We start from the raw sequence: 25,119 nt of genomic DNA, 5'->3' as shown, positions 1-25,119 counted from the left end.
CGACGCGCTTAGCACGGTCACCGCGGGCTCGATCGCCGGCGACGGCCAGATCCGGATCGATCGCAACTCGACGCTGGAGACCGGCGCGACCAATGCTTCGACCACGTTCTCCGGCCAGATCTCGGGCGACGGCGGACTGCGCAAGGTCGGCACGGGCACGCTGACGCTGACCACAGGAAACACGTATTCGGGCGGGACGGTGATCGCCGGCGGGGCGATCAGCATCTCGAAGGGGGACAGGCTCGGCGACGCCTCGGGGGCGTTGACGCTGGATGGCGGCGTGCTGCAGGTGACCGACACGATGCTGCACGAGCTGACGCGCGACATCGTGCTCGGGGCCAATGGTGGCGGCTTCGACATCGTCGAGGCCGGCAACACCTTCAGCGTGTCGCAGTCCTTCTCCGGCACGGGCTCGCTCAGCAAGGCTGGGGCCGGCACGCTCGTGCTCAAGGGTACGAACAGCTATTCCGGCGCGACCACGGTGTCTGAGGGGACGCTGCGCGCCGGCGCCGCCAATGCCTTCTCCGCCAATTCGACCTTCACGGTGGCATCGGGCGCGACGCTCGATCTCGCCGGCTTCAACCAGAGCATCGGCTCGCTCGCCGGCGCCGGCACGGTCACGCTCGGCTCGAGCACGCTGACGACAGGCGCGAACAATTCATCGACCACCTTCTCCGGCAAGATCACCGGCTCAGGCGGTGTGACCAAGACCGGCACCGGCACGCTGACGCTCACGGGCACGAACACCTACACCGGCGCGACCAAGGTCTCGTCCGGCAAGCTGGTGGTCAACGGCTCGCTGGCGAGCACGGTGACACTGGACGGCGGTACGCTCGGCGGCTCCGGCACGATCGGGGGAGTCACGGCCGGTGCCGGAGCCACCATCGCGCCGGGCAATTCGATCGGGACGCTCAATGTCTCCGGCAATGTCTCGTTTGCCTCAGGCTCGACCTATCAGGTCGAGGTCAACGCCGCCGGCCAGAGCGACAGGATCGTCGCCACGGGCAGCGCCAGCATCACCGGCGGCACCGTCGAGGTCCTCGCCGAGAATGGCAACTACGCCGCCTCGACCAGCTACACCATCCTGACTGCGACCGGTGGCGTCACCGGCAGCTTCAGCACGGTCACCTCGAACCTCGCCTTCCTGACGCCGTCACTCTCCTATGGCGGCACCGACGTCGTCCTGACCATGACCCGCAATCAGACGCTTTTCCTCGGCGCGTCTGCGAGCCGCAACCAGGGCTTCATCGCCAATGCGGCCGAAGCGCTGGGCGTCGGCAACCCGGTCTACGACACGCTGATCTCGGCGACCGCTGACGAAGCGAGAGCCGGCTTCGACCTGCTCTCGGGCGAGGCGCATGCCCAGGCCGTCGCGGTGATGATCGACGAGAGCCGGCTGGTGCGCGAGACCATCCTCAATCGCCTGCGCGGCCCGCTGCTGACCGCGCCCGGTCAGCAGGTCACGGCCTCGTTCAGTGCTGATCTGCCCGGCCGCAAGGGTGCGGTCGTGATGAACGCTCCGGTGCCGCAGCCGCGCTACGCCTTCTGGGGCGAGGCTTTCGGTGGAGCCGGGAATACCAACGCCGACGGCAATGCCGCCGGCATGAGCCGCCGCAGCGGCGGCGCCCTGCTCGGCGCCGATGTCATGCTCTACGAGGCGCCAGGCTCGTCGCTGAAGCTCGGCGTCGCCGGCGGCTACAGTCAGTCTCGCTTCGACCTCGATGCCCGCCTGTCTTCCGGCAAGCTCGAAAGCGGCCATGCCGCGCTCTATGCCGGGGCGCGCTTCGGCAACCTCAGGCTCGATGCCGGTGCGGCCTATAGCTGGTCGGAGAGCGACATCCGCCGCCAGGTCCAGATCCGCGGCTTCGGCAATCTGCTGCGCCTGCAGCGTCCGGGTTCGGTGACGCAAGGCTTCGCCGAGCTCGGCTATGCCTTCGCTTTCAGAGGCATTGCGCTCGAACCGTTCGCGCAATTGGCGCTGATTCGCGTCAGCACGGACGCCGGCACGGAGCGCGGCGGGGCGGCAGCCTTGCGCGTCCTCTCCAGCGACCAGACGCTCGGCTTCACCACGCTCGGCCTGCGCGCCGAGGCACAGCTCGGGGCGATGCCGCTGTTCGCGCGGGCGATGCTCGGCTGGCGCCATGGTTTTGGCGAGCTGACGCCGCAGGCCCGCACCGCCTTCGTCGCCGGCACCACTCCGGCCGCCGTCTTCGCGGCACCGATCGACCGCGAGGCGCTCGTCGCCGAGGCTGGGCTCGACTGGCGCATCTCCTCCGCCACTGCCCTCGGCCTGACCTACTCCGCCGCCATCGGCGAACGCTCCCGCGACCACGCCCTCAAGGGGCGAGTCGAGATGAGGTTCTGACGGAAGCGGGAATTCACGCACCGGCATTCACCGGCTCGTAACCATCTAAGTCGATGCTTTTGCAAAAGCCTTGTCTGAGATGTGCCCATGCTGAGCCGCCGATCCTTTACCATGTCCTCCCTGTCGCTCCTTGCCCCCGGCCTCGCCGGCTGCGGCGGAGGGGGGAGTATTGTGGCGCTGCCGGAGATCGCTGCTCCGAGAGGGCCGAGTCTGACGCGCACGCTGACACGCCCCAACTATGCGCAAGTCTATGTGGAATATCCGGGCGAGCGCTTTGCGGTGCCGGCGATCGACTACCAGAGCATCGAGCCGCGTTATCTGCGCCAGACGGTCGAGTTCCGTCGGCCGGAGCCGCCGGGCTCGATCGTCGTCGATCCCGGCTCCTACCACCTCTATTTCGTCGAATCGCAGGGCGTCGCGACGCGCTACGGCGTCGGCGTCGGCCGTGAGGGCTTCGGCTGGACGGGCCAGGCGAAGATCAACATGAAGCGCGACTGGCCCGACTGGGTGCCGCCGCAGGAGATGATCGAGCGCGACCCGCAGATCAGGGCCCAGCTCGAGCCGACGTCGCGCGGCCTCGGCGTCCGCGGCGGGCCGAAGAGTCCGCTGGGGGCCCGCACTCTCTATCTCTTCGGGGAAGGGCGCGATCTCGGCTACCGCATCCACGGCACGACCGAGCCCTATACCGTCGGCACCAATGTCTCCTCGGGCTGCATCCGGATGATCAACCAGGACATCATCCACCTCTATGCCCGCGTCGCGCTCGGTACGCCGGTCACCGTGCTGCCGGTGTGATGGGAGCGTGACGTCCGCGAGGCTGACGGGCCTCTCCTGAGGCTCAGGCCGCCGCGGCGATCTTCACGGGTTCCGCGACCTCGATGCGGTTGCGGCCGAGCAGCTTGGCCTTGTAGAGGGCGCGGTCGGCCGCGGCCAGCAGCTCGGAGAGGTCGACCTGATCGGCTGTCGTCCCCACGAGGCCGACGCTGACGGTGGCTGCCATGGCGAGCCCGTCGTTGCGCGCTGCCGCTTCGGTAAAGCGCCAGGCAATGGCCTCCCCGATCTTTCGGGCGTCTTCTACGCCCGCCCCCGGCAGCAGGAGTGCGAACTCCTCGCCACCGAGGCGAGCGCACATGGCATTCTGCCCCGCCACTTCACGCGCGATCTTTGCGAACAGCCTCAGGACCTGGTCGCCGACATCGTGCCCATGCGTGTCGTTGATCGCCTTGAAGTGATCGAGATCGAAGGCGAGCAGCGCATGCGGCGCCTTCTCGCCATCGCGGCGCAAACGCTCCGGGCCGAGCTCGAAGAAGCCCTGGCGATTGTTGAGGCCGGTCAGGAAATCGGTGCGTGCATTGGTCAGGAGTCGCGCCCGGTCTTCTTCACGCACGAGGGCGATCAGGGACATCGGCATCATCATCGTGAAGAGCACGGCCTCGTACATCGTCAGCTTGGCGACGATCGGCAGCACGCTGTCGCCATAAGCCGAGACGATGACCGGCACGACGAAGGTGCGGACTGCATATGTCAGGCTGTGGCAGGCGAAGACGACGACCGCGAGTGGGCGGGAGCGCAGCCCCTGCGCCATGGGGCTGCGGAACAAGGCGAGGGCGGTGAGTGCGCAGAGAACCGCGATGGGGAATGCGCTTGCATGGTTCCAGAGAAGGCTCGCCCAGCCGGCGCCGGCGATGAACCATGCGGCTCCGATCACGATGAGGAAGCCCGCGACGGTGGTGGGGCGTAGGGCTCGGTCGTCGAGCCGCAGAACCCCGTGCAGGATCAAGAGGTAGCCAAGCAGCATGACGACATTGGTGAGGGCAGGGCCGGACACGCCGGGAAGCAGGTTCCGGGACATTGCCAGGAGGCAGCCTAGGGCGAAGACGCCATAGGCAACCGTCCAGGTACCGAGTTCGCGCGATCGCTGGGTGTGAGCCTGCCGCTCCCACAGGGTCATGGCTGCCGCGACGAGCAGTGTTCCGATTGTCAGGTACCAGAGGGTAGCAAGGTCCATCGCGACCGTCGTCAACGATGCCCGGATTCGGCTTCAGGCATGATCAAGCACTCCTATCCTGCCCAGCTACGGCAGAAGCTAGCCCGAACGAGTTAATATCAGCTTGTGACGGCACGCCGTGGCAGGATGCATCTGGAGCTGAGCAATGAGTTGTCGAAATTCAGCTGCTCGATTTCAGTCGCGTTGCTATACGTTGTTCCAAGATAGGCTCAGAGAATTCGCTTAGACTTTACGAGATGCGATTTCGATATCGATCTCATCCAGTTGGGGCACTTGAGGCTATCCGGTCTCAAATCTATCGACGCAGCGCTTGCCGCCGATCCAGGATGATGCCTCCGTTCACGTCGTCCAACGAAAAACCCCGCCCTTTCGGGCGGGGTTCTAGGGTCGGCCGGGCGAACCTGGCTGAGGGATCAGTCGTTGTCGTGGGTCAGGATGTCGCGATCCTTGGTCTCAGGCACGAAGAGCATGCCGATGACGAAGGTCATCATCGCGATCACGATCGGGTACCAGAGGCCGTAGAAGATGTCGCCGGTGCCGGCCACCATGGCGAACGAAGTCGCCGGCAGCAGGCCGCCGAACCAGCCATTGCCGATATGGTAGGGCAGCGACATGCCGGTGTAGCGGATGCGGGTCGGGAAGAGTTCGACCAGCGCCGCCGCGATCGGGCCGTAGACCATCGTCACATAGATGACGAGCACGGTCAGGATCGCGATGATCGTCAGCGACTGCGCGCCGAACAGTGCGCTCAGGAAGCCGGTCTTGACGATGCGGGCATCGCCCGGCGCCGGATAGCCGGCCGCGACCGCTTCCTTGCCGATATTGGCGGCGAAGGCGGCGTCGATCGCGACGTCCTTGCCGTTGACCGTAACCTTGGCTGGCGTTCCGGCCGGGGCCGAGGCCTGGGTGTACTGGATCGCCTGCGAGGCCAGCGCGCGGCGGGCGATGTCGCAAGGCTGGGTGAAGGTGCGCACGCCGACCGGATCGAAGACCGAGCCGCAGGTGGCGGGATCGGCGACGACCTGGACCTTGACGTTCTCATGCGCCGCGGCGAGGCCCGGGTTCGCCGCCTTGGTGAGCGCGCCGAACAGCGGGAAATAGGTCAGCGCCGCGATCAGGCAGCCGGCCAGGATGATCGGCTTGCGGCCGATCCTGTCGGACAGCGAGCCGAACACGATGAAGCCGCCGGTGCCGAGGATGAGCGCCCAGGCGATCAGCACGTTCGAGGTGTAGAGATCGACCTTGAGGATGCTCTGGATGAAGAACAGCGCGTAGAACTGGCCGGTGTACCAGACCACGGCCTGGCCGGCGGTGAGGCCGAACAGCGCGAGCAGCGCGATCTTGGCGTTCTTCCACTGGCCGAACGCTTCCGAGAGCGGAGCCTTCGAACCGGTGCCTTCTTCCTTCATCTTCTGGAAGGCGGGCGATTCCTGCATCTGGAGCCGGATATAGACCGAGACCGCGAGCAGGACGATCGAGGCCAGGAACGGAATGCGCCAGCCCCAGGCGGCGAAATCGGCCTCGCCCATGACGGTGCGGATGCCCAGGATGACGATCAGCGACAGCAGCAGGCCGAGTGTCGCCGTGGTCTGGATCCAGGAGGTGTAGAAGCCGCGCCGTCCCGGGGGAGCGTGCTCGGCGACATAGACCGCCGCGCCGCCATATTCGCCGCCGAGCGCCAGGCCCTGCAGCATGCGCAGCGCGATCAGGACGACGGGGGCGATCCAGCCGATCGCGGCATAGCTGGGCAGAAGGCCGACCAGGAAGGTCGAGGCGCCCATGATCAGAATGGTGACGAGGAAGGTGTACTTGCGGCCGATCAGGTCACCGAGGCGGCCGAAGAACAGTGCGCCGAACGGACGCACCAGGAAGCCGGCGGCGAAGGCGAGCAGCGCGAAGATGGCGCGCGTGTTGGCGTCGAAGGCCGAAAAGAAGTGCGCGCCGATCATCGTGGCGAGCGAGCCGTAGAGGTAGAAATCGTACCATTCGAAGACTGTGCCCAGGGAGGAGGCCAGAATGACCTTCCTTTCCTCCCTGGTCATCGGGCGCGGTCCAGCCGCCCCGGATGCCTGTGCCATGCTCATGTCGCGCTCCCGTCTTAGTCGTTCCCCCGGATGCTGCGGACCACCCGCTGCACCCTCACGCCGCCTTTGCGGCGGTTCTTCGCTTGGAGCCGGGCAAGCCGACTCAGGACAAAGGCCTTGGAAAAGCCAAGTTTGATGGGCTAGGAATGCGTCTACCCCCCGCAATCTTCAACCGAGCACTTGGTCTTGCACCGAAAGGCGTAAGACGAAGGATTGAGCGTTCGGCAGGGGCGGCCCGGCTCCAGATTCCGCCATGACTCGCCTTGCCGGTCGCGAACCGCTAACCTTTCGCTAACCATGTCGCCCCGGGTCGACGGTGAGCGCAAGAAGGGGAGGTGGCGATGAGAGTTCGCTCCGGAATGCCTCTGGGTATTGTCTTCGCAGGACTATGCGTCACCGCGTCTTCGGCCGTGGCGGCCCCCGGTTTCGCTGCGGCGCCCGCCGCTGGCGGTTTTTCCGCTCCGGCGCCGCGCCTTTCACCGATGCGGCCGGCCGCGAAGTCCGGCTACGCCCGCCGTGGGCGGGTGGGCGTCTATGGCGCCGGCTATCCCGGCTTCTATGGCGGATCGGGCGATCAGCGGGTCGTGGTCGTGCTACCGGAAGCGAGCGAGCCGCCGCCGGAAAAGGAACGCTCGATTCCCGTCGCGATCGGCATCGCCCGCCCGCCGGTGGCCGATCCGGTGCTGTATCGGATCGAGACGCGGCAGGGCCAGCCGGTGGTCCGGGTCATGCGCTTCAGCAGCGACGGCCGGGTGGCGCGGCGCTGAGGGGCCGATCAAGGTTATCGCGTCGGATTCGTCCGAAAAGTGGAGTCCACTTTTCGGTCAGATGTTCTACGTCTTTGTTTTATCGCGTTTTCTTCACGCGAACCGGTGTCCACGTCGCTCGAAAATGCTCTAGCGCCTCGTCGCGGCGTAGAGCGCGATCGCGGTCGCGTTCGAGACGTTGAGGCTCTTGATCGCGCCGGGCATGTCGAGCCGGGCGAGGTGATCGCAGAGCTCGCGCGAGCGCTGGCGCAGTCCCTTGCCCTCGGCGCCCATCACCAGTACCAGAGGGCGGCGCAGCGGGACCTCGTCGAGCGAGACGTCTCCTTCCGAATCGAAGCCGAGCCGCAGGAAGCCGCGCTCGCCCAGCTTTTCCAGCGCATCCCCCAGATTCTTCACTGCGACCAGCGGCACATGTTCAAGTGCGCCGGAAGCCGATTTCGCCAGTACGCCCGTCGCTGCCGGCGAATGGCGGATGGTGACGATCACGGCGGCTACGGCAAAGGCCGCGGCCGAGCGCAGGATCGCCCCGACATTGTGCGGATCGGTGATCTGGTCGAGCGCCAGGACGATCGCATCGTCCGGCAGGCTGCCGAGATCGGGCGAGGGCAGGGGATCGCAGACGAGATAGAGCCCCTGGTGCACCGCATCCGGCGTCAGCAGCCGGTCGATCTGCGAGGGGCGCACCATCTCGGGCACGAGCGGCAATTCGCCGATCTCCTCGCTCAGGCGCTTCAGCGCGTTCTCGGTGGCGAGCAGCTTGCGGAAGCGTCGGCGCGGGTTGCGCAGCGCCTCGATCACGGGATGGGCGCCGTAGAGGATCGCCTCGTCGATCTCGCCGGGCCGGTGCGGCGGCGGACCATCGCGATCCGGACGGCCGCGGCGATTCTGGAAACGGGGGCGGGACGGGGCGGACATCATGGCTCCGGAAAGGTGACGCCATGCCCTGCCACGGCGCGGCCGGCTTGGCCAGCCCGATGGCCGGTGCGCGGGCTTTTCAACTCATTCATTACACGGAGCACAACGCAGATGACGACGACAGATCGACGCCTGTTCGTAGTGACCGGCGGGCCGGGCGCCGGCAAGACCACTCTGCTGGCGGCGCTGGCTTCGGCAGGCCATGCGATCGCCCCCGAGGCCGGGCGGGCGATCATTCGCGACCAGCTCGCCATCGATGGGCCGGCCTTGCCTTGGCGGGACCGGGCGTTGTTCGCCGAGCTGATGCTGAATTTCGACCTGCGCTCCCATGCGCAAGTGCAGGCGAGTTGGGCTCCGGTCTTCTTCGATCGCGGGGTGCCCGACAGCATCGGCTATCTCAGGCTCTGCGGGCTGCCGGTGCCGGAGCATGTCGACCGCGCGGCCCGTGCCTTCCGCTATGCCCGCCGCGTCTTCGTCGCACCGCCCTGGCGCGAGATCTACGCGCAGGATGCCGAGCGCAAGCAGGATTTTGCCGAGGCCGAGCGCACCTATGAGGCGGTTACGGCGGCCTATCGCGACCATGGCTATGAGCTGGTCGAGCTACCACGGGCCGACATCGAGACGCGCGCCGCTTTCGTGCTGGACCACATCTGAGGTCTCGCTTCCGATCGGTAAGCAGCCGCGCTAGGCTCGGGCCTTCGCCGCAGCCTCAGGAGGCGCGCCATGGCGGAAAGCTTGCAGGCCGGCACGATGCGCTCAGGCCGAACGCTCAATCATCTCGTGCCCGGGCGCGATTGCGGCGACTGCGTTGCTTGTTGCGAGGTGCTCCGCATCGTTGATCCCGAGGTCGGTAAGCCGGCCGGCGTCATGTGCCGCCACAATACCGGCAGCGGCTGCGGCATCCATGCGACGCGGCCGGAAATCTGCCGGCGCTGGTTCTGCCTGTGGCGGCGCATCGACGCCATGCCGGACGAGGTGCGGCCGGACCGTTGCGGCGTGATCTTCTGCCTGGAGGGTGAGGAGGATCATCCGAATCCGTTCGCACGCTTCTGCGTGGTGGCGCGGCCCGTCGGCAGCTCGCGGGCGCTGCGCAGCGAGCTGGTCAGGCAGGTCGTCGCCATGTTCGCCCGGCAGGGGGAGCTGCCGGTCTGGATGCATCGCCATGGCGTGCGCAGTCTGATTCATCCCCCGCCCGATCTCGCCGATGCGATCGAGCGGCCGGCAGAAACGCCGTTCCAGGCCTTCGTCCCGGCTGCGCTCGCCTGGCGCAGGCGTCACCGCAGCGCTTGGCCGCAGGGCTAGAAGGCGCTCGGAACGATTGTCTGTCGTCAGATGCCTTTTAGGCGTTGACAGGCGGCGGCCCTCTCCTCATAAGTCCGCCCGCGCCTGCTGCCCTTCACAAAAGTGAAACAGGCGGCTGCGGCCAGCCTTCGGGTTGGCCTGCGGCAAGGCGGGGGAATGTCCCGAGCGGCAAAGGGGGCGGACTGTAAATCCGCTGGCTATGCCTTCGCAGGTTCGAGTCCTGCTTCCCCCACCACTTCCGATCAGAGCTGCGAACCGGGCCACGGCCGGCAGCGCGGCTTCGTAAGCTGCTCTCGAAGTTGTCGTTTCTGCCGATAATTCGAATTTTACCGGGCTCGACGATGATCGCGTCGACGATGGCGTTGAGCCATACCTTCCGGCTTCAATTTCGCGACTGGACAGCTTTCTAGCGAGTTCCTGAGCGAATTCCTCGACGGCAGCTGCGTCGATGGCAGGTTGTTCAGCGAGTGTGGCCTTGGCGCGGTCAAGAGCAGGGAGAGAGAGGTCGCGGTTTTCGCGTAACTTCTGCACCCGTGCCTGGAGTGACGGTTCGGCCGGATCGAGAACGCCGCTCTCGATGCCGTGATAGAGGTTGGCCAAGGCCTTTTCTGCGTCTGCGGCATCCTGCTGAAGCTGACCGATGCGTTGGTGAACGGCGCCCTGCCGTGCCGCCGTACGTGCATGGAGCGCGGCCAGGATGCCGGTGAGCCGCTCAGGCACGATGAGCCAGTCGACGAGCTTTCCCATGACGCCCGCCTCGGCCGTATCGCGGCGGATCGATCTGCCAGCGCAGGCTTTAGCCTCTTTGTTGGTGGCGCTCGCACATTTGTAATAGGCGTAGCGGGACCCGTTGCAGGAGGTGCCGGTGGCCGGCGTCATGGCGTGCCCGCAGCAGCCGCAGCGAATCAGTCCACCGAAGAGGGACGGAGCGCTGTCGAGGCGAGGACCCCGACTACGAGGCTGTCGGTCGCCGAGACGAGTTTGGACGGCGTCAAAGGTTTCGCGGTCGATGATCGAGGGAACCTGATAGTCGATGATCTCATGGTCGGGCTTCTGGTCCTCGTGCTTGTCGAAGACGTTCCAGGCGCGGGTGCCGGTGTAGGCTTCGCGAACCAGCATTTCGTGGATGGTGCTCGAATAAAACTCACCGCCGCCGCGGGGGCGCTGACCGGCGTCGTTCAGATGCGCACACCCATGGGCCCGGACCTGCCATCGCCGGCTAGTGCGAGCTGGAAGACCAGCCGAACGACATCAGCCTCGACAGGGTCGATGACGAGCTTGCGTTTGGTCGCTCGGCCGATGGTGTCGGCTTCGACCGAGCGATATCCGAAGGGCGTTGCCCCGCCGTTTGAGAAGCCGAGCCTGGCGGTTGCGGTCATGCCGCGCATCATGCCGATCCGGGCGTCGTTGGATTTGAACTGGTTGGCGAGCCCCAGGATCAGCCGAATGAGCTCTCCGCTTTGCGGATCGGCGATATTCTCTGTCAGCGACCGGATGCGACGCCGTGGGAAGCGAGTTCGAGAACAGTCTTCTCCTGATCGAAGAGACTGCGGAAGCAGCGCGAGATCGAATGCACGAGCACCGCATCACTCGCCGAAGGCGAGGTTCGTTGTGACGATGACGGAGCTCTGCTCGTAGAGCCGGCTGACCAGGCGGAAGAGCAGTTGCCCGCCGGACTGGGCGAAGCGCAGATAGCTGAGTTCGTCGAGGACAATGAAGTCCATTCGGGCGAGATAGTCGGCCATGCGGCCCTGGCGGCCGGCTCGGGCTTCGGCCTCGAGCTTGTTGACGAGATCGACGATGTTGAAGAAGCGGCCGCGAGCGCCGGCGCGGATGCAGGCTCGGGCGACCGCGATGGCAAGATGGGTCTTGCCGGTCCCGGTGCCGCCGACGAGGACGACGTGGCGCTGATGGACCAGGAAGTTGCCCGCTCCCGCGCCCCTGATGAAATCGAGCGGCTGATCGCCGCAAGATGGCTGCCGGCCTAACCGACTTCGAATGGCTCCTGAGCCGTTCGGTTCCTGCCTCCCTGTTGACCAACTGGCCGCTCAGTCCTTCGGGGCTGGGCGGCTTTTTTGCGTTTCATCCTCTGGCTTTCAGCTCGACATAGCGGTCGATCTCAGATCTCAACGCCGCCACCGCTTCGGGGCCCATGCAAGCGTCTCGGCTACCAAATATTGGGTAAATGTTCGTGCGATGCTCGAGGCGCCAATCATCCTCACGAGAATCCACAGTTTGGCGTTACGCGGTGCGCGGCAACGCCAAAAGCGTGACAATTTGATGACGTTGTGTTAGCTCAGCGCCATATCCACTATGGGAATTCTGCTGTGTTCGCCCGCGCTGCCCTCGTATTATCGATAACGGTCGTTCTGGTTCGACCTTCCTATGCATACTTGGATCCAGGGACTGCTAGCATTGCACTTCAGGCTTTGATTGGGGGCCTTGCTGCTGCTTCAGTAGCTGTCGCGACCTTCGCGAGCCGGATTAAATCCTTCTTTCGTCGCCTTTTCAGTTCTTCGAAGGACGGGCAGTGAGCAGCGCAGTGGGGTTTGTCGCGGACCCGGCATCTTTCCGAGATCCGCTAGGCCGCGTTTACGTGGAGCGCGGCCGTGTCTTGCGCGCCATGACCGGCTCTGCTTCCGAAGATCATCAAGCTGCGCGGTATCTTTTGGATCCGCTGGAGAAGGCTGGGCGAATTGTTAAATCATCTCCAGTTGTCGCGCCAGACCTGGGGGCACATGTCGTCGAACATCCAAAACTGCCGATCATAACCTACCCTTATGAGTGGTGCTTCGACGCGCTCCGCGACGCTGCGCTTCTTCATCTGGATTTGCAGTTGGATTTGCTCGAGGGCGGCTTCGCGCTGACTGATGCCTCTGCCTTCAATGTGCAGTTCGTCGGCCACCAGCCGATGTTCATCGATGTGACCTCCATTAGACGTTATGTCGACGGTGAGTACTGGGGCGGATACCGGCAATTCTGTGAACAATTTCTCTATCCGTTGCTACTCACCTCACACTGCGGTGTTCCATTCCAATCGTGGTATCGAGGGCGGTTGAGCGGAATTGACGGGCGGGATCTGGCCAGGCTGCTGCCGACCAGTTCATGGTTCTCGCTCAGGGCCGTCCTCCACGTGCATTTACATTCCATCCTTGAGGACCGGCTGCGCCGGCGTGCGCCTGGGGTACAGCGCACACCGCAGAAAGCGATGCCGCGGTCCGGATATCTCGGGCTTTTGCAGGGCCTTAGGCGGTGGATTAAAAATATCCGTGACCCAAACACCCAAGGCACGGTGTGGTCGGACTACGAAGGCGACAACAGTTATCAGGCGGAAGAAACGCAGTCCAAAAGTCGTTTTATTTCGACTTTTATATCCGAGACGAAGCCGAAAATCGCTGTAGATCTTGGTTGCAATAGCGGGTTATTTTCCGAAGTGGCCTTAAAGGCCGGAGCTGATTTAGTAATCGGGCTAGAAGGCGATCACGGTGCCATTTCCCGAGCTTTCGCGCGAGCGAAGGAAAGATCTCTTCGCTTTCAGCCGTTGTTAGTTGACCTTGCAAATCTGGCGCCAGACCAGGGGTGGTCGGGCACGGAGCGCATGAGCCTCCATCGACGCCTCAAGGCAGACGCGTTGATCGCGCTAGCTGTCGTCCACCATTTGACGTTTGGGTCCAGTATTCCGCTGCCTGTCGTTCTTAAATGGATTCTCAGTCTTGCGCCTGCAGGGGTGATTGAGTTCGTGCCGCCGAACGATCCGATGGTGTTGGCACTCTCGGCGCATCGTGAGACCGGCCACCTCAGCTACAATCGCGACGAATTTGTTCGCGCTTTGGAAGGTAATGCAACAATCTTGCGGTCTGAGGTTATCTCGAAAACCGGGCGCGAACTGTTTCAATTTGAACTCAAAAAGCCGAGCAGATGATATCGAATTCGCAAATCCGGGGCATACCCGGCGCATCTCTCGGCGTTGTTCTGCTAATAATTATCCCTTTTTACCTAGCGTGCGTCAAAACAAACGTATCTTTATTGCCTTTCACGTGGCTGTTTTGGGCATTCGTCGTTTCAGTCGGCGCTCTTTCATGGATTCTTTTCGTCTCTGTCATCATCTCACGCATATCGGACCGTGCCGGAGTTTGGGTGGATGCCGCTTGCTGCGGTTTTCTTGTTGCGGTCGCGTTCAATCACGTATTTCTGTTCGATATGACTTCGTCGACGCAGTTAAATGGCAAAAATCTGCGGCTGTCGATACAGTCCAGCATCGGTGATTTATCTGCTGTAGTATTTATTCTGATTGCGGCAGGTGTCGCATTTGCTGCTCGTCACGGGCGGCGGCGGCTTGTTCTAATTTCAGCTGCTACTATATTGGCATGCTCATCAACTATCATTGGTCAAGCATTTCAGGGTGGTAGCCCGTTCTTGGAAAAAGACGAGTTGGCTCCTGATTTTAATTCGCTTTCTCGAAAGAAGAATATTATCCACTTGCTTCCCGATTCGATGCAAGCGGATGCCGTGATCGAGGTCTTGGACGCCGATAAGGCGTTTCGTGAGAAATTTAAAGGGTTCCGGCTTTTCCCAAATCATATTGGGATGTTTCCGTTTACGGCACCATCTCTGACGACGATGATGACCGGGGCGCCTCATGACCTGACAAAAGGATACGTGCTCGATGAAGTCGAAGCGAAGCTTGACGATGAGAGCATTACAACAGAGTTGGCCAAAGACGGGTTTCGCATTCATTATGTCGGCTTGGGTAAGTACTTTTGCGGAACCCGGTATGTCAGTTGCGTCGTCGCTAATTTCGGCCAGCTTGAAGCGCCCGATGTAGGTAATTCAACTTCGGAAGATATTTGGAACCTCGCCCTCCTTCTCGACTTAAGCGCCCTCCGCGCGGCGCCTGTGTCGCTTTCTCAGGCGATTTTCTCAAGTTATCAGTGGCCAATCTCATCGCGCGTGCGACGTCATTTTCAGTTTAGCTTGACGCCGGATCCGCTGATTGTTGACTGGGCAAGATCCTTGACCGTCGACGATTCCGCGTCGCCGCGCTATTATTTCTATCATTACATCGGGACCCACCGCCCCCTACGATGGGACGGCAATTGCAGGCGAATGGCCCAGCCGTCCATTTCGCGCGAGGCGCAATTGGGTCAGACGCGATGCGTTCTTCAAAACATCGCTGCCCTGATCGATCGCCTTCGCGAGCTAGGGGTCTATGACCAAACCGCGTTCGTAATAAGTGCCGATCATGGTACAGGAATTCTTGGGGGAGATACGCATGGGGACAACGGCAAATTCGTTGTTGACCGTGCTACTATTGCAGTGGCGCGCCCTATCCTCATGGTTAAATCGTTGAATGACCAAAACGATTTGCTTTATTCGAATAGCCCTACTTCGGTAATAGATATTCCTGATATACTTCTATCACTTGCCAAGACAGGAGATTGGCGAGATGAGCCTAAGGCTCCCCGAGTTCGTACGTTTCGTTTCGTTGATTCAGATAATTTTCATTATGATCGGCCGGACTTCGTTCCTAGCGATGCTTATATTGTTCCCGATGATCCGACCCATGGTGAGAAATGGCAGCTTTTTGAACTGCAGCGTAAAGAGATTGCGCCACCAGCGCTGATCGAATTCACCGCAGAAGATATCGCACGTTTCCAGCGAGGCAGTCTTTCAGGCGGCACTCCGTTGCGTGATGGAGGCGGAGCGTGGGTCGACCGACAGATGGATGTGCTGATTTCGGCGCCGGAGGGGGCCAATACGCTCATCGTCGAAGCTAGACCGTTTTCCGAGGGGACGAAAATATCGGTGGCCCTCAATGGCCGGCCTTTGATTCAGGGACGTACACTGAAGATTAATGACCCCGGCCAGTGGATGATACGGAACGCTATTTGTGTCGGACAATCGAACATAATGACCGGGAATAACCATGTAAGTTTGTCCGTTTCTGGCGGAGCGCAAACATTGTTCGGTGATGTTCGTTTTGTACGGTCACCTAACTGTTGATTTCCGAGAGGGCTCGCGCTCGCCGCCTGCAGCTGAATTTTGGCGCTCATTCTGTGCATCTTTGCGGAGAACGCGGCTGCCAAGGGATAGCTCGACGGCACCGGCGGCGCCTAGCCTCACATCCGGGGCGAAGTCAGCGGCGAATCTCAAGTGCCCGACCAAATCTCCGAAAGGTGCGGTCATGCGGCGGACCCTCCGAAGACGTCATTTTGAACCGGCCGTGGATCGATCGTAGCGGCTGCGCGCAGAGCGCGGGCGGCGCCATCGCGCATCCAGCCATCTGAGACACCCCGGAAGTCTGCCTCCCGCGTCAGGACCGCCGCATAGTGCTCCAGATACGCCCGGCGCTTGGCTGGGGTGTCCGCGTTCGGAGGAAACGTAGATCGTCATGCTGCGGACCTCCGGTGAGCAAGCCGAGCCATCGCGATCAGAACGTCGCGGCACTCGGCCGGCGTGGTGTTGCGGATGCGGGTTTTGTCCTTGCCGCCGACCATGGCCATCATGCCGATGCGGCGAGCCTTGGCGTATCCGTGCTTGGCGAGGGCAACCGGGTGGATGCACTGCTCTCCAGCGCCCCAGCGCAGTGACGGCGGATCGACGCCGGCCGCATACAGCCGATCGCCTTGCGGGAGAGATGGCCGTAGTGACCTTGCTCGACGTGGCAGGTCCAACCGCCATCGAAATCCGCGGACACCCAGCCACCACTCGCCGGCGGCTCTGCCAAGTCAAACGCCGCCCAGGCTCTCGAATGAGCGGGGTGTTCAAGGACGCCATCCCACTGTCGAACTGATGCAAGCGCTGCTTCGAAGCAGCCGCCATCATCGCCAAGCCGTACTGATGCGGCCTGTTCGGAGCGCCATGCCAATACCGGCCCCAGCGCTGGCAAGGCGGATGCGCGGCGACCGGCAGCGGCCCGGCGTAACGCCGGGCGTCGCGCTCCTCGTCCCAGGGGGCCATTCTAGGAAGTCCGAAATAGGCGCCGTCCTTCTCAACATAGAGAGCCGCCACCTTACCCATCGACGGCCTCCCCGTTGGAGGCTTTGGCCAATGCCGCTTCGATGGCGGGCAGAGTGCCGTGCGCGGGGTCGGCCGTGTTGGCGTCCGCATGCGGATGAAGCCGAGCTAGATGCCGTTCGCGATGAACTCGCGGGCCTTCTCCAGCGCCTCGAACATGTCGGGAGCCGCCGATCTTGGCGAGATGCTGTTCACCGTGCAGCGAGACGCAGACGATCTCGCCTTCGCGACCGATGATGCGCCACTCGCCCGTGACGGGATGGAGATCAACGCTCCACTGCATCGGAGCCTCCCTTCGCGGGAGTGATGAAGCTCTTGCAGACCGTCAGCGGGCCAAGGCCGCCCTCAACCGCCACCGTCTTGCGGTTGACCTTCAGAACGCGGCGGACACCGTAAAGCGTAGTGTCGACCAGATCGCCCGGCTTCACGTCACACGCCGCGATGACCTCGTCGCGCTTCCGCTGGGTGTCGCCGGCCATGACGGCGCCGCGCTCTGCCAGCCGGTTAGCCTTCTTCGAAAGCTCCTCGGCTTCCGCAGCGATCATTGCCACCCGCTGGACCTTGGCACGCTCCCGGTCACGGTTGCGGGCGAACGAGCTGCCGGCTGCATTACCATAGGCAGGCTGCGTTCAGAATGCCGGATCATCGTTGACCGTGTCCTGGATGCGGGCGGCTTCAGAGAACTTGGCTACCGCCTGCGAGTGAAGCTCGACCACATGGCGATCAACTAGAGCTTGCCGCTCTTCCCGTGTCGCGCTCAAGGGAGTGCCCTCCGAGGGGTGGAGGGAAGGGGCAAGAATGATGCGGGCGCCCCGCGAAATTGTCCTTTCAGATCAAAGACAGAAGAATTGCCCGCACCTTCGGGCAAGCCGCTGAAATCACCCGGATGTGGGAAAACTGCTTCCCCCACCACGGCGAGCCTACGGGGCGAGAGTAGCGAATACTCCGCCTTCCCCGAATCCGGGCAAGCTGATAGCCTCGCGGGATCGGCTATTCGGGTATGACGGTGCAGTGACAGCAAAGACCCAAGGGGGCGGTTCTGTCGCCGCGCTCGGCGCCATCGTTGCCGGCGCATTGATCCTGCAGGTCGCCGGGACGATCGTGAACACGGTCGTGCCGCTGCAGATGGCGATCGCGAACCAGCCGCCGCTGCTGATCGGTCTCGTCGCCTCCGCCTATTCGCTGGGGTTCCTGATCGGCTGCTTCGTCAATCCCTCGCTCGTTCGCCGCGTCGGTCACATCCGTGGCTTTGCCGTCTTCGCTGCGCTCCAGGCGGTCTCGACGCTGAGCTTTCCCATGCTCCCGGAAGCCTGGTGGGGGATTTCGCGGCTGGTCATGGGCCTGGCGGCGGCCGGCCACGGCATCTGCATCGAGAGCTGGATCAGCGGCCAGGCCAACCGGTCCCAGCGCGGCCGCATCTTCGGCATCTACCAGATCCTCAACCGCGTCGCGCTGATCGGCTCGCAGATCGGCATCGGCTATGTCGCGATCCAGTCGCAGGACGTCTTCCTCTTTGCCAGCATGGCCTTCTCGATCGCGCTGATCCCGGTGGCGCTGACGCGGGCGAGGGGCCCCGAATCGAGCGAGATCGTCTCGGTCGGCCTCAGGACGCTGTGGCAGCAGGCGCCGGCTGCCGTGGTCGGCTGCCTCTATGTCGGCATGGTCGGCGGCCCGCTGACCAGCGTCGCCCCCGCCTATGGCATCCTCTCCGGCCTCGACCAGCGCGCCACCATCCTGCTCACCGCCGGCATCCAGATCGGAGCGCTCCTGCTGCAGTGGCCGATGAGCCTGCTGGCGGACCGTGTCGCCAGCCGCCTGATCATGCTGATCGCCACCAGCATCGTCGCGGTGGTCGCAGCCGGCCTGATGATGGTCCTGGAGGTCGATGCCGCCCATGGCCGCATCTGGCTCTTCGGCCTGTTCGCCCTGATCGGCGGCTGCAGCATCCCGCTCTATACCGTCGCTGTGACGCACGCCTATTTCCGCATGGGGCGCGACCAGGCAGTCGGGCTCTCGGCCCAGCTCCTCTTCCTCTGGGGTACTGGCTCGGCGATAGGGCCGCTGGCCGCGACCTTGCTGATGCAGCTCCGGGGGCCGCAGGGCATGCTGATCTACCTCGTCGGACTCTCGGTCGCCGTCGCGATCTATATCGCGCTGCGAATCTCGCGGAATCCGTCGCCGCCCATCGTCGAAGGTGAGCGCAACGCCAGCGGGCCGACGATCCCCGATATCGAGATGGCCAAGCGCTGAAGCTGGGGCAGGGCGGCACCGGTCATCATGTCGCCGGAGCAGGGTCGGCCGAGGCGGGCCGCCTCGTCACATGTCGGGGCTGATCAGAAGTCGAGGAAAAGCAGAGCCAGCATGCCCATGCCGTGGATCAGCATGACCAACGGCCGCGGTATCGCCGAAATAATCTCGGCCCTGAACGGGCAGTAGAGCTCGTCGAGGTCGGACATGTGGTTCCCCCGGACTGATCGCTATCAGCCTTGAGTTGCCCTATCGCCCCCCATTTGGGGGGATTCGACGCTCACTTTTAGTTTATTGGGACTCGAAATCCGCCCTTCCTCCCCCAAATGGGGGCTGCCGGGTGGCACGGCGTCGTTAGATTTGCCGCCGGGGAGAAGGACGATGGGGATTACGCTTTTCAGCACAGCGGTGGCGGCTGCCGGCGCGCTGGCCTTCGGCACGTTCGTCGGCGGGGCTGCGCTCGGCCTGTTCACCGGCGCCGCGATCTGGCTCGGACAGCGTGCCTTGAGCGATATGTGAGCTTGTGCGTGCACACCTCAGGTGGATGAGGCCATGTTCTTCGCCGGGATGGGTTGACACCTACCGGCCTGATGCGGAATTTGGCGGCCGACGCGGGTGTAGCTCAATGGTAGAGCAGCAGCCTTCCAAGCTGAATACGAGGGTTCGATTCCCTCCACCCGCTCCAAAAATTCCACTGAATCGCAACGCTTGATCTCCTTCGGGTTCGGTGTGTTCCAACTTTCCGGACTGCCGATCGGCTCGGAATTCCAACTTTCGTTCTGACCATGTCCCGTCGCGGCGCGCCCAGCGACCCTTCAATCTCGCCTCATCGGCGCGCCTGATGCTGGCAAGATCCACAGGGTTGTAGGTCGAGAAGCGGTTTGTCCGAGCGGTGGATGCTGTTGGCCATCTTGGTCCCGACATCGGCCGGGGGAGTCCCGCCAGCAAAGGCTTCAGGGCGCCGCATGTTTCGCAGCTGGCGGGGGCGGGTTACTGACGCGTGGCATAATCATGGCCAGATTGCGGCGCGTTGCGGGTAGCAAAGCCGCAAGCTGATCTGCTATGCGTGCGTGGGGGGAAGAGCGGTGATCTGCCTGTCTATCTGGCTGCTCACCATGGATAAACTCACGGAAGCGCGCGAAAACCGAGCTGACCGTCCCAAGGGCCGCACGCGGTGCTGGACATATTTCCGCCGCAGGACAGGAGAAATGCCATGCTAAAGATCGCCATCGCCGCAGCAGGGTTCGCTGCTCTGAGCCTCGCGGCGGCTCCGGCCTTCGCCCAGGGCAAGAAGGGCAAGGACGAGTTCCTCGGAGTCGATCTCGACACCGGCCGGACCTATTACGACGGCCGCAACGACGGCAAGTACTGCCTCTACAAGACCGTTCGCGTGTTCAACCGCTATACCGGCTACTACGAGAACCGGCGCGTGCGCCGCTGTGGCCGCGGCCTCTATATGTGAGCGGCTGACATGACCCGTATCGCGAAGTTCATCGTCGCCCTCGGCCTTGCGTCCGCAGCAGCGGCCTGCGGTCCGACCGTCGTCGCCGATCCTAACGGCCGGCTCATCAATACCGGGCTGGTGCAGGATGGCGACTGCCTGACCCGCACGGTCATGGTCTATGACCGCGAGCTCGGCTACGAGCGCGCGGTCGAGCAGCAGTTCTGCGGCGGACGCCCGCGCATCGCGCGCTGATCATTCCGTTTTGAGTCCTGTGCAGGCCCCGCCACAGCCGTGACGGGGCCTGTCCTTTTGCGGGCCATGCGCCGTCCACGATCCGGCGCGATTTCTTTCTGTCTGACCGATTCTGGTCGAATGGAAACCACGCTACTCTGGAGCGACTGAATCACTCGGATCGTTCCGGAGAGGCGTCACATGCCAAAACTCTGCAAGTTCACCTCGCCCAGCGACGGCAAGCCCGTCTACGTCAATCCTGACCAGGTCAGTGTCGTCTACACCTTCAAGGGCCAGCCCCCCGACACGATCATCGCCTTCCGCAAGGACTTCCAGCTCGGCGTGAAGGAAAGCCTGGAAGAGACTGTCAGGATTCTTGAAAGCGCCGCCGAGAGCGCTGAGGGCTGACGCCTTGAGCCGGCGCAGCTCTCTCCGCATCAGCGCCGGATTGTCGCCCCAAAGCAGCCATGCGGCGCTTCCATCCTCGCCTCATGAGGATCATAGCCGCATCTGCTCTCACCCTGGCGCTCAGTGCTTGCGCGAGCACGCCGGACCCGATCGTCGAGGACCGCTCGCGCTGCGACGCCTATGGCTTCCAGCGCGGCACCGACGCCTATGCCAACTGCGTCATGACCCAGGATCGCGACCGCGAACGGCGCTATGAGCGTCAGGCCGGGCAGCGGCCCAGTCGCGCAGAGCGATCCTATCGTTCTGACGAGGAGTAGCCGCGGGCTTTCGGGCCTATTATCGGCTGCCACGACCGGTGGGTTTCGCTCTTGCCGGATTCCAGCCGCTCAGACTGTTCGGTCGGACGCATGATCCATCAGTCCCGGCTCGTGACGGCGCACCTTGTCGTGCGGCCCTTCCTGGCCGCCGATGCGCCCTTGCTCGTCGCACTCTTCGCCGATCCGCAGGTCCATCGCCATGTCGGCGACGGCCAGCTGCTTGCACCTGATGTCGCGGCGCTCTGGATCGAGCGCTCGGCCGCCAATCTCGAACGCTTCGGCTACGGCACCGGCGCCGTGGTCGAGCGCGCCGGCGGCGAGCTGATCGGCTGGGCCGGCTTCGCCCGGCCGGGCGATGGCACGCAGGAGGTGATCTACGGGCTGCGGCGAGCGAGCTGGGGCAGGGGATTGGGCAAGGAATTGCTCGCCGGCCTGCTCGCCTTTGCTAGGGAGCGCGGCATCACCTCGGTGAGGGCTACGGTCGATCCGGACAATGGCGCCTCGGTACATCTGTTGCGACAGGCCGGATTCGTGCTGGCCGAACCGGGCTATCGCGGCGATGCCGGGGCCGATCTTTATCTGCATGGCGGCTGAGCGTCCCGGTCGCTCAAAAAAGCAAGATGTTGTTCCTGAACGGCTCGATCGCAGTTCATTCTTCTCCGCGACGCGGGTCCCGCGCGAAGTCCCGTCACCGACAGCCGTTCGCCGGCTGTTATGGGTCGCCGTCATGCGTCGATCGCAGGCTCGGCCGGAGGCGCGCCGGTTGGGCTTTGCCATGAAGACGGCTACTGATCGCTCGGCCGCTGGGCCGCATCGCCATCAGGGACCGGCAGGACGATGATCCTCGACGAGCGCACCTACGCCATCAAGCCCGCGCATGTGCGCGACTATCTCGACCTCTATGTCGCCGAGGGGATGGAACTGCAGATCTCCCATCTCGGCCATCTGATCGGCTGGTTCACCACCGATAGCGGTGTCGTCAACGAGGTCGTGCACATGTGGCGCTTCGAGGATGCCGGCGATCGCGAGCGCCGGCGCGCCGCGATGGAGGCCGATCCACGCTGGCAGGTGTTCCGCGCCAAGGCGGCCCCTTACGTGCTCGAGATGCGCAGCCGGATCCTGCGGCCGACGCATTTCTCGCCGCTGCGTTGAACTGGTGCCGGGCGCTGCCATGGCCGCTGCGCCGACCAGACCGTCCGCTCGTCTGATCGGTGAGCGCGGGCTGGCCATCCTTGTCGCGGGCCTCGAATGGCTGGGCGCGGCGATCCTCGCCGTGCTTTTCCTCGTCGTGATGGCCGCGGTCACGCGGCGATATCTGCTCGGAGACGGCCTGGTCTGGTCGGACGAACTCGCGATCTGGCTCAATGTCGCGCTCGTGGCTGTCGGGGCGCCCCTGGCGGCGACCAGCGCGCTCGCCATGCGGCTCGACGTCGTCGTCAACCTCTTGCCGGCGCCGGCGCGGCGCATCGCCGCCATCCTGGCGGAAGCGATCGCCGTCCACGGCGCACTGGTGCTGGCGCTTGGCGGCGCCAGCGTCGCGGCGCTGGTCGGCGGCACCTCGACCGTGCTCGGCTTGCCGGAGAGCCTGCGCTTCGCGACCTTCGCGGTTGGTGGGGGGCTGACGCTCGTCGTCGTGCTCTGGCGGGCGGCGCTGACGCACTCCTGGCCGGCGGCACTCGGAGTGCTCGTGATCGGCGCCGGTCTCTACGGGCTGGCGAACAGCGCGACCGGCCTCTTCGTTGGAACGCCGAGCCTGATCGCCGGGCCCGCCGCCGCAGCAGGGCTCCTGCTTGGCGCGCCCTTGCCCTTCGCACTGCTTGCCGGTGTTTCGCTCTCGGGCGCCTTCGGCGGCCTGCTGCCGGAGCCGGCCATCGTCCAGAACACGGTGGCGGGCGTCTCGAAATTCCTGCTGCTGGCGATCCCGTTCTTCCTGCTCGCCGGCGAGCTCCTGACCGCGGGCGGCCTTGCCGAGCGGCTGGTGCGCTTCGCAGCGGCTCTCGTCGGGCATTTCCGGGCCGGGCTGGCGCAGACCGCCCTGGTCGCGAGCGTGCTCTTCTCCGGTGCCTCCGGCTCCTCGGTTGCCAATGCCGCCTTCGGCGCCAAGGTGATGGCGCCGGCGCTGGTCGCGCGTGGCTATCCGCCGGCCAATGCGGCGGCGATCGTCGCGGGCGTCTCGATGCTCGACAACATCATCCCGCCCTCGATCGCCTTCCTGATCCTGGCGGCGGCGACCAATCTCTCGGTTGGCTCGCTCCTGGTCGGTGGCTTCGTCGCGGGTGCGGTGCTGACGCTGGCACTCGCCATCGGCATCCATCTCAGCGTGCGCGGCGTCGTCGATTCCGCCCCGCGCGCCAGCGGTAGCGAGCGGGCGCGATCCTTCGTCGGCGCGCTTCCGGCGATCGGGCTCGGCATCGTCGTCGTGGTCGGGATCCGCTTCGGCGTCGTCACGGTGACCGAAGCCTCGGCGCTCGCCGTCGCCTATGCGCTGGTCGCCTGCCTGCTGCTGCGCAGCCTGAGCGGTGCGGCCGTGCTGGCGTCCTTGCGCAAGGCGGCGGGGGAGGCGGCGGCGGTCGGTTTGCTGATCGGCGCCTCCGCGCCCTTCGCCTTCCTGCTCGCGGTCGACCGCGTCTCCGAGCAGATGGCCGGGCTGGTCAACGCGCTGGGTGGCGGGCCGCTTGCGGTGATGCTGCTCTCCAACCTCGTCCTGCTGATCGCCGGCCTCTTCCTCGATATTGGCGCGGCGATCCTGCTGCTGGCGCCGCTGCTGCTGCCGGCGGCGATCGCCGCGGGGCTTGATCCGATCCAGTTCGGCGTCGTGCTGGTCGTCAACCTGATGATCCACGGGCTGACGCCGCCGCTCGGCATCCTCGTCTTTGTCGTCAGCGGCATCATGCGTCTGTCGCCGGCCGCGGTGTTCCGCGCAGTATTGCCCTTGCTGGCGAGCCTGCTGGTCGCGCTCTTCGTCCTCTGTCTTGCGGTGGCGGCCTGGCCGTCGCTACCTGTCTCCATGAAGGAGTTGTTCCGATGGCTTTGACCCGCCGCACCTTCGCTGCCGCCACGCTTGCAGCACCGGCCATTCTCTCAGGCCGCGCTTTTGCCGCTGGCCGGCCGGTCACGGTCGCGTCCTTGCTCGGCGAGGACAAACCGGAGACGAAGATCTGGCGCCGTGTCACCGAGAAGCTCGCGCAGAGCGCGCCCGGCCGCTTCGATTTGCGCGTCGTGCCCAATGCCGCGCTCGGCGGCGAGAAGGAGGTCGCCGAGGGGCTGCGTCTCGGCTCTGTCCAGGCCTCGTTGTTCACGATCTCGGCGTTGTCGTCCTGGGTGCCGGACGGGCAACTGCTCGACCTGCCTTTCCTCTTCCGTGACCGGCAGCATCTGAAGCGCGTGCTCGCCGGGCCGCTCGGCGAGGAGCTGAAGCGCAAATACGAGGCGCAGGGCTTCGTCGTGCTCGGCTTCATCAACTACGGCGCCCGCCATCTCCTCGCCAAGGAGCCGCTGACCACGCCCGCCAGCGTCAAGGGCAAGCGCATCCGCGTCATCCAGAGCCCGCTGCACACCGAACTCTGGTCGGGCTTGGGCGCCTATCCGACGCCGATCCCGATCCCCGAGACCTACAACGCGCTGAAGACCGGCGTGGTCGACTGCATGGACCTGACCAAATCGGCCTATGTCGGCTTCAAGCTGCACGAGGTCGTGCCCTATCTGATCGAGACTGGCCATATCTGGGCGACCGGCGTCGTTGCCGTCTCGGCCAGCTTCTGGAAAGGCCTTTCGGCCGAGGACAAGGCGGCCTTCGCGACTGCGGCCGCGGAAGGAGCGGGCTATTTCGACGAGCTCATCGTTGCCGATGAGGACGCCTCGATGGCCAAGGCCAAGGCAGAGGGCGGCAAGGTGGTGCAGCCGGAGGATCGCCCCGGCTGGGAGGCCGGCGCGCGCAAGGTCTGGGCTTCCTTCGCGCCCAAGCTCGGCGGCCTCGAGAAGATCGAGGCGATCGCCAGCAGCGCTTGAGCCGCC

26 protein-coding genes, 2 tRNA genes and 2 pseudogenes are annotated in these 25,119 nt (G+C 64.3%); 20 read left to right on the top strand and 10 right to left on the bottom strand.

Annotated elements, in window-relative coordinates; all coding sequences use genetic code 11:
- Both VGV58_RS11345 and VGV58_RS11340 read left to right on the top strand, forming a co-directional pair.
- The coding region (locus VGV58_RS11345; protein ID WP_326874110.1) for an autotransporter outer membrane beta-barrel domain-containing protein at positions 1–2,365 on the top strand (2,365 nt) is incomplete at its 5' end.
- Positions 2,366–2,476: 111 nt separating this feature from the next.
- Positions 2,477–3,160, top strand: coding sequence for a L,D-transpeptidase (locus VGV58_RS11340; protein WP_326874109.1), 684 nt, complete (start codon positions 2,477–2,479; stop codon positions 3,158–3,160).
- 43 nt (positions 3,161–3,203) lie between these two features.
- Here VGV58_RS11340 and VGV58_RS11335 read toward each other — a convergent pair whose 3' ends face one another.
- Complete coding sequence (locus VGV58_RS11335) at positions 3,204–4,373, bottom strand: GGDEF domain-containing protein (RefSeq protein ID WP_326874108.1); 1,170 nt, start codon at positions 4,371–4,373, stop codon at positions 3,204–3,206.
- Between the two features lie 413 nt (positions 4,374–4,786).
- Positions 4,787–6,457, bottom strand: coding sequence for an MFS transporter (locus tag VGV58_RS11330; RefSeq protein ID WP_326874107.1), 1,671 nt, complete (start codon positions 6,455–6,457; stop codon positions 4,787–4,789).
- A gap of 359 nt (positions 6,458–6,816) precedes the next feature.
- On the opposite strand from VGV58_RS11330, the gene VGV58_RS11325 reads away from it, so the two are divergent.
- Entirely contained in the window at positions 6,817–7,224 is a 408-nt protein-coding gene (locus VGV58_RS11325) for a hypothetical protein (protein WP_326874106.1), read from the top strand.
- A 129-nt stretch (positions 7,225–7,353) separates the two neighbouring features.
- Here VGV58_RS11325 and rlmB read toward each other — a convergent pair whose 3' ends face one another.
- A complete protein-coding gene (gene rlmB, locus VGV58_RS11320; protein WP_326874105.1) occupies positions 7,354–8,142 on the bottom strand; it encodes a 23S rRNA (guanosine(2251)-2'-O)-methyltransferase RlmB in 789 nt (262 codons plus the stop codon).
- A 108-nt stretch (positions 8,143–8,250) separates the two neighbouring features.
- Between rlmB and VGV58_RS11315 the strand changes: the two genes are divergently transcribed.
- The 3 genes from VGV58_RS11315 to VGV58_RS11305 all read left to right on the top strand — a co-directional run bounded on the left by VGV58_RS11315 (position 8,251) and on the right by VGV58_RS11305 (position 9,676).
- Positions 8,251–8,793, top strand: a complete 543-nt coding sequence (locus VGV58_RS11315) for an AAA family ATPase (RefSeq protein WP_326874104.1) — start codon at positions 8,251–8,253, stop codon at positions 8,791–8,793.
- A 69-nt stretch (positions 8,794–8,862) separates the two neighbouring features.
- Positions 8,863–9,441 carry a hypothetical protein gene (locus tag VGV58_RS11310; RefSeq protein WP_326874103.1) on the top strand — a complete coding sequence of 193 codons (579 nt, stop codon included), beginning with the start codon at positions 8,863–8,865 and terminating at the stop codon, positions 9,439–9,441.
- Positions 9,442–9,591: 150 nt separating this feature from the next.
- Positions 9,592–9,676, top strand: a tRNA-Tyr gene (locus VGV58_RS11305).
- A gap of 515 nt (positions 9,677–10,191) precedes the next feature.
- Here VGV58_RS11305 and VGV58_RS28855 read toward each other — a convergent pair.
- The 3 genes and pseudogenes from VGV58_RS28855 to VGV58_RS11295 all read right to left on the bottom strand — a co-directional run.
- Positions 10,192–10,569: pseudogene (locus tag VGV58_RS28855) on the bottom strand (recombinase zinc beta ribbon domain-containing protein); the annotation flags it as partial.
- Positions 10,570–10,619: 50 nt separating this feature from the next.
- A complete protein-coding gene (locus VGV58_RS11300) occupies positions 10,620–10,820 on the bottom strand; it encodes a hypothetical protein (protein WP_326874102.1) in 201 nt (66 codons plus the stop codon).
- 210 nt (positions 10,821–11,030) lie between these two features.
- Positions 11,031–11,369 (bottom strand): annotated as a pseudogene (locus VGV58_RS11295) (ATP-binding protein); the annotation flags it as partial.
- Between the two features lie 602 nt (positions 11,370–11,971).
- Between VGV58_RS11295 and VGV58_RS11290 the strand changes: the two are divergent.
- From VGV58_RS11290 to VGV58_RS11280, 3 genes are all read left to right on the top strand, one after another.
- Positions 11,972–13,363 (top strand): class I SAM-dependent methyltransferase, encoded by a 1,392-nt coding sequence (locus VGV58_RS11290; protein WP_326874101.1) that lies wholly within the window; start codon positions 11,972–11,974, stop codon positions 13,361–13,363.
- Positions 13,360–15,444: a sulfatase-like hydrolase/transferase gene (locus VGV58_RS11285; RefSeq protein ID WP_326874100.1), complete on the top strand. Its 2,085-nt coding sequence runs from the start codon at positions 13,360–13,362 to the stop codon at positions 15,442–15,444. Before VGV58_RS11290 ends, VGV58_RS11285 begins: the two co-directional genes overlap by 4 nt.
- A gap of 404 nt (positions 15,445–15,848) precedes the next feature.
- Positions 15,849–16,031, top strand: coding sequence for a hypothetical protein (locus tag VGV58_RS11280; protein WP_326874099.1), 183 nt, complete (start codon positions 15,849–15,851; stop codon positions 16,029–16,031).
- Between the two features lie 422 nt (positions 16,032–16,453).
- Here VGV58_RS11280 and VGV58_RS11275 read toward each other — a convergent pair whose 3' ends face one another.
- From VGV58_RS11275 to VGV58_RS11265, 3 genes are all read right to left on the bottom strand, one after another.
- Complete coding sequence (locus tag VGV58_RS11275; protein WP_326874098.1) at positions 16,454–16,741, bottom strand: hypothetical protein; 288 nt, start codon at positions 16,739–16,741, stop codon at positions 16,454–16,456.
- The gene (locus VGV58_RS11270) at positions 16,725–17,003 is read right to left on the bottom strand and encodes a hypothetical protein (RefSeq protein ID WP_326874097.1); all 279 of its coding nucleotides are present in this window, start codon (positions 17,001–17,003) and stop codon (positions 16,725–16,727) included. Before VGV58_RS11270 ends, VGV58_RS11275 begins: the two co-directional genes overlap by 17 nt.
- 84 nt (positions 17,004–17,087) lie before the next feature.
- Positions 17,088–17,219, bottom strand: coding sequence for a hypothetical protein (locus tag VGV58_RS11265; protein ID WP_326874095.1), 132 nt, complete (start codon positions 17,217–17,219; stop codon positions 17,088–17,090).
- A gap of 250 nt (positions 17,220–17,469) precedes the next feature.
- On the opposite strand from VGV58_RS11265, the gene VGV58_RS11260 reads away from it, so the two are divergent.
- Positions 17,470–18,708: an MFS transporter gene (locus VGV58_RS11260; protein ID WP_326874094.1), complete on the top strand. Its 1,239-nt coding sequence runs from the start codon at positions 17,470–17,472 to the stop codon at positions 18,706–18,708.
- Between the two features lie 83 nt (positions 18,709–18,791).
- Here VGV58_RS11260 and VGV58_RS11255 read toward each other — a convergent pair whose 3' ends face one another.
- Positions 18,792–18,914 carry a hypothetical protein gene (locus tag VGV58_RS11255; protein ID WP_326874093.1) on the bottom strand — a complete coding sequence of 41 codons (123 nt, stop codon included), beginning with the start codon at positions 18,912–18,914 and terminating at the stop codon, positions 18,792–18,794.
- 172 nt (positions 18,915–19,086) lie between these two features.
- Between VGV58_RS11255 and VGV58_RS11250 the strand changes: the two genes are divergently transcribed.
- The 10 genes from VGV58_RS11250 to VGV58_RS11205 all read left to right on the top strand — a co-directional run bounded on the left by VGV58_RS11250 (position 19,087) and on the right by VGV58_RS11205 (position 25,113).
- The gene (locus VGV58_RS11250) at positions 19,087–19,224 is read left to right on the top strand and encodes a hypothetical protein (protein ID WP_326874092.1); all 138 of its coding nucleotides are present in this window, start codon (positions 19,087–19,089) and stop codon (positions 19,222–19,224) included.
- A gap of 92 nt (positions 19,225–19,316) precedes the next feature.
- A tRNA-Gly gene (locus tag VGV58_RS11245) sits at positions 19,317–19,390 on the top strand.
- Positions 19,391–19,918: 528 nt separating this feature from the next.
- Positions 19,919–20,167: a hypothetical protein gene (locus tag VGV58_RS11240; protein WP_091829866.1), complete on the top strand. Its 249-nt coding sequence runs from the start codon at positions 19,919–19,921 to the stop codon at positions 20,165–20,167.
- 9 nt (positions 20,168–20,176) lie between these two features.
- Positions 20,177–20,401, top strand: a complete 225-nt coding sequence (locus VGV58_RS11235) for a hypothetical protein (RefSeq protein WP_326874091.1) — start codon at positions 20,177–20,179, stop codon at positions 20,399–20,401.
- 180 nt (positions 20,402–20,581) lie between these two features.
- A complete protein-coding gene (locus VGV58_RS11230; protein WP_326874090.1) occupies positions 20,582–20,788 on the top strand; it encodes a hypothetical protein in 207 nt (68 codons plus the stop codon).
- A gap of 83 nt (positions 20,789–20,871) precedes the next feature.
- A complete protein-coding gene (locus VGV58_RS11225) occupies positions 20,872–21,105 on the top strand; it encodes a hypothetical protein (protein ID WP_326874089.1) in 234 nt (77 codons plus the stop codon).
- A gap of 90 nt (positions 21,106–21,195) precedes the next feature.
- Positions 21,196–21,699 (top strand): GNAT family N-acetyltransferase, encoded by a 504-nt coding sequence (locus VGV58_RS11220; protein WP_326874088.1) that lies wholly within the window; start codon positions 21,196–21,198, stop codon positions 21,697–21,699.
- A gap of 243 nt (positions 21,700–21,942) precedes the next feature.
- A complete protein-coding gene (locus tag VGV58_RS11215; RefSeq protein WP_092157056.1) occupies positions 21,943–22,257 on the top strand; it encodes an NIPSNAP family protein in 315 nt (104 codons plus the stop codon).
- A gap of 19 nt (positions 22,258–22,276) precedes the next feature.
- Positions 22,277–24,139, top strand: coding sequence for a TRAP transporter large permease (locus tag VGV58_RS11210; RefSeq protein WP_326874087.1), 1,863 nt, complete (start codon positions 22,277–22,279; stop codon positions 24,137–24,139).
- The gene (locus VGV58_RS11205; RefSeq protein ID WP_326874086.1) at positions 24,130–25,113 is read left to right on the top strand and encodes a TRAP transporter substrate-binding protein; all 984 of its coding nucleotides are present in this window, start codon (positions 24,130–24,132) and stop codon (positions 25,111–25,113) included. The genes VGV58_RS11210 and VGV58_RS11205 overlap by 10 nt, the downstream gene beginning before the upstream one ends.
- Positions 25,114–25,119: the final 6 nt, after the last annotated feature.

The organism is Allobosea sp. (assembly GCF_035944895.1).
Lineage (GTDB): Bacteria > Pseudomonadota > Alphaproteobacteria > Rhizobiales > Beijerinckiaceae > Allobosea.
The sequence above is the reverse complement of the archived record's forward strand: the minus strand, read 5'-3'. Positions and strand labels throughout refer to the sequence as shown.

What these genes read in the sequence shown, in the direction of transcription:
- VGV58_RS11340 (WP_326874109.1), top strand. Translation starts at nt 2,477, where the DNA reads ATGTCCTCCCTGTCGCTCCTTGCCCCCGGCCTCGCCGGCTGCGGCGGA.
- VGV58_RS11335 (WP_326874108.1), bottom strand. Translation starts at nt 4,373, where the DNA reads ATGGACCTTGCTACCCTCTGGTACCTGACAATCGGAACACTGCTCGTC.
- VGV58_RS11330 (WP_326874107.1), bottom strand. Translation starts at nt 6,457, where the DNA reads ATGAGCATGGCACAGGCATCCGGGGCGGCTGGACCGCGCCCGATGACC.
- VGV58_RS11325 (WP_326874106.1), top strand. Translation starts at nt 6,817, where the DNA reads ATGCCTCTGGGTATTGTCTTCGCAGGACTATGCGTCACCGCGTCTTCG.
- rlmB (WP_326874105.1), bottom strand. Translation starts at nt 8,142, where the DNA reads ATGATGTCCGCCCCGTCCCGCCCCCGTTTCCAGAATCGCCGCGGCCGT.
- VGV58_RS11315 (WP_326874104.1), top strand. Translation starts at nt 8,251, where the DNA reads ATGACGACGACAGATCGACGCCTGTTCGTAGTGACCGGCGGGCCGGGC.
- VGV58_RS11310 (WP_326874103.1), top strand. Translation starts at nt 8,863, where the DNA reads ATGGCGGAAAGCTTGCAGGCCGGCACGATGCGCTCAGGCCGAACGCTC.
- VGV58_RS11300 (WP_326874102.1), bottom strand. Translation starts at nt 10,820, where the DNA reads ATGACCGCAACCGCCAGGCTCGGCTTCTCAAACGGCGGGGCAACGCCC.
- VGV58_RS11285 (WP_326874100.1), top strand. Translation starts at nt 13,360, where the DNA reads ATGATATCGAATTCGCAAATCCGGGGCATACCCGGCGCATCTCTCGGC.
- VGV58_RS11275 (WP_326874098.1), bottom strand. Translation starts at nt 16,741, where the DNA reads ATGCAGTGGAGCGTTGATCTCCATCCCGTCACGGGCGAGTGGCGCATC.
- VGV58_RS11270 (WP_326874097.1), bottom strand. Translation starts at nt 17,003, where the DNA reads ATGATCGCTGCGGAAGCCGAGGAGCTTTCGAAGAAGGCTAACCGGCTG.
- VGV58_RS11255 (WP_326874093.1), bottom strand. Translation starts at nt 18,914, where the DNA reads ATGTCCGACCTCGACGAGCTCTACTGCCCGTTCAGGGCCGAGATTATT.
- VGV58_RS11250 (WP_326874092.1), top strand. Translation starts at nt 19,087, where the DNA reads ATGGGGATTACGCTTTTCAGCACAGCGGTGGCGGCTGCCGGCGCGCTG.
- VGV58_RS11240 (WP_091829866.1), top strand. Translation starts at nt 19,919, where the DNA reads ATGCTAAAGATCGCCATCGCCGCAGCAGGGTTCGCTGCTCTGAGCCTC.
- VGV58_RS11235 (WP_326874091.1), top strand. Translation starts at nt 20,177, where the DNA reads ATGACCCGTATCGCGAAGTTCATCGTCGCCCTCGGCCTTGCGTCCGCA.
- VGV58_RS11230 (WP_326874090.1), top strand. Translation starts at nt 20,582, where the DNA reads ATGCCAAAACTCTGCAAGTTCACCTCGCCCAGCGACGGCAAGCCCGTC.
- VGV58_RS11225 (WP_326874089.1), top strand. Translation starts at nt 20,872, where the DNA reads ATGAGGATCATAGCCGCATCTGCTCTCACCCTGGCGCTCAGTGCTTGC.
- VGV58_RS11220 (WP_326874088.1), top strand. Translation starts at nt 21,196, where the DNA reads ATGATCCATCAGTCCCGGCTCGTGACGGCGCACCTTGTCGTGCGGCCC.
- VGV58_RS11215 (WP_092157056.1), top strand. Translation starts at nt 21,943, where the DNA reads ATGATCCTCGACGAGCGCACCTACGCCATCAAGCCCGCGCATGTGCGC.
- VGV58_RS11210 (WP_326874087.1), top strand. Translation starts at nt 22,277, where the DNA reads ATGGCCGCTGCGCCGACCAGACCGTCCGCTCGTCTGATCGGTGAGCGC.
- VGV58_RS11205 (WP_326874086.1), top strand. Translation starts at nt 24,130, where the DNA reads ATGGCTTTGACCCGCCGCACCTTCGCTGCCGCCACGCTTGCAGCACCG.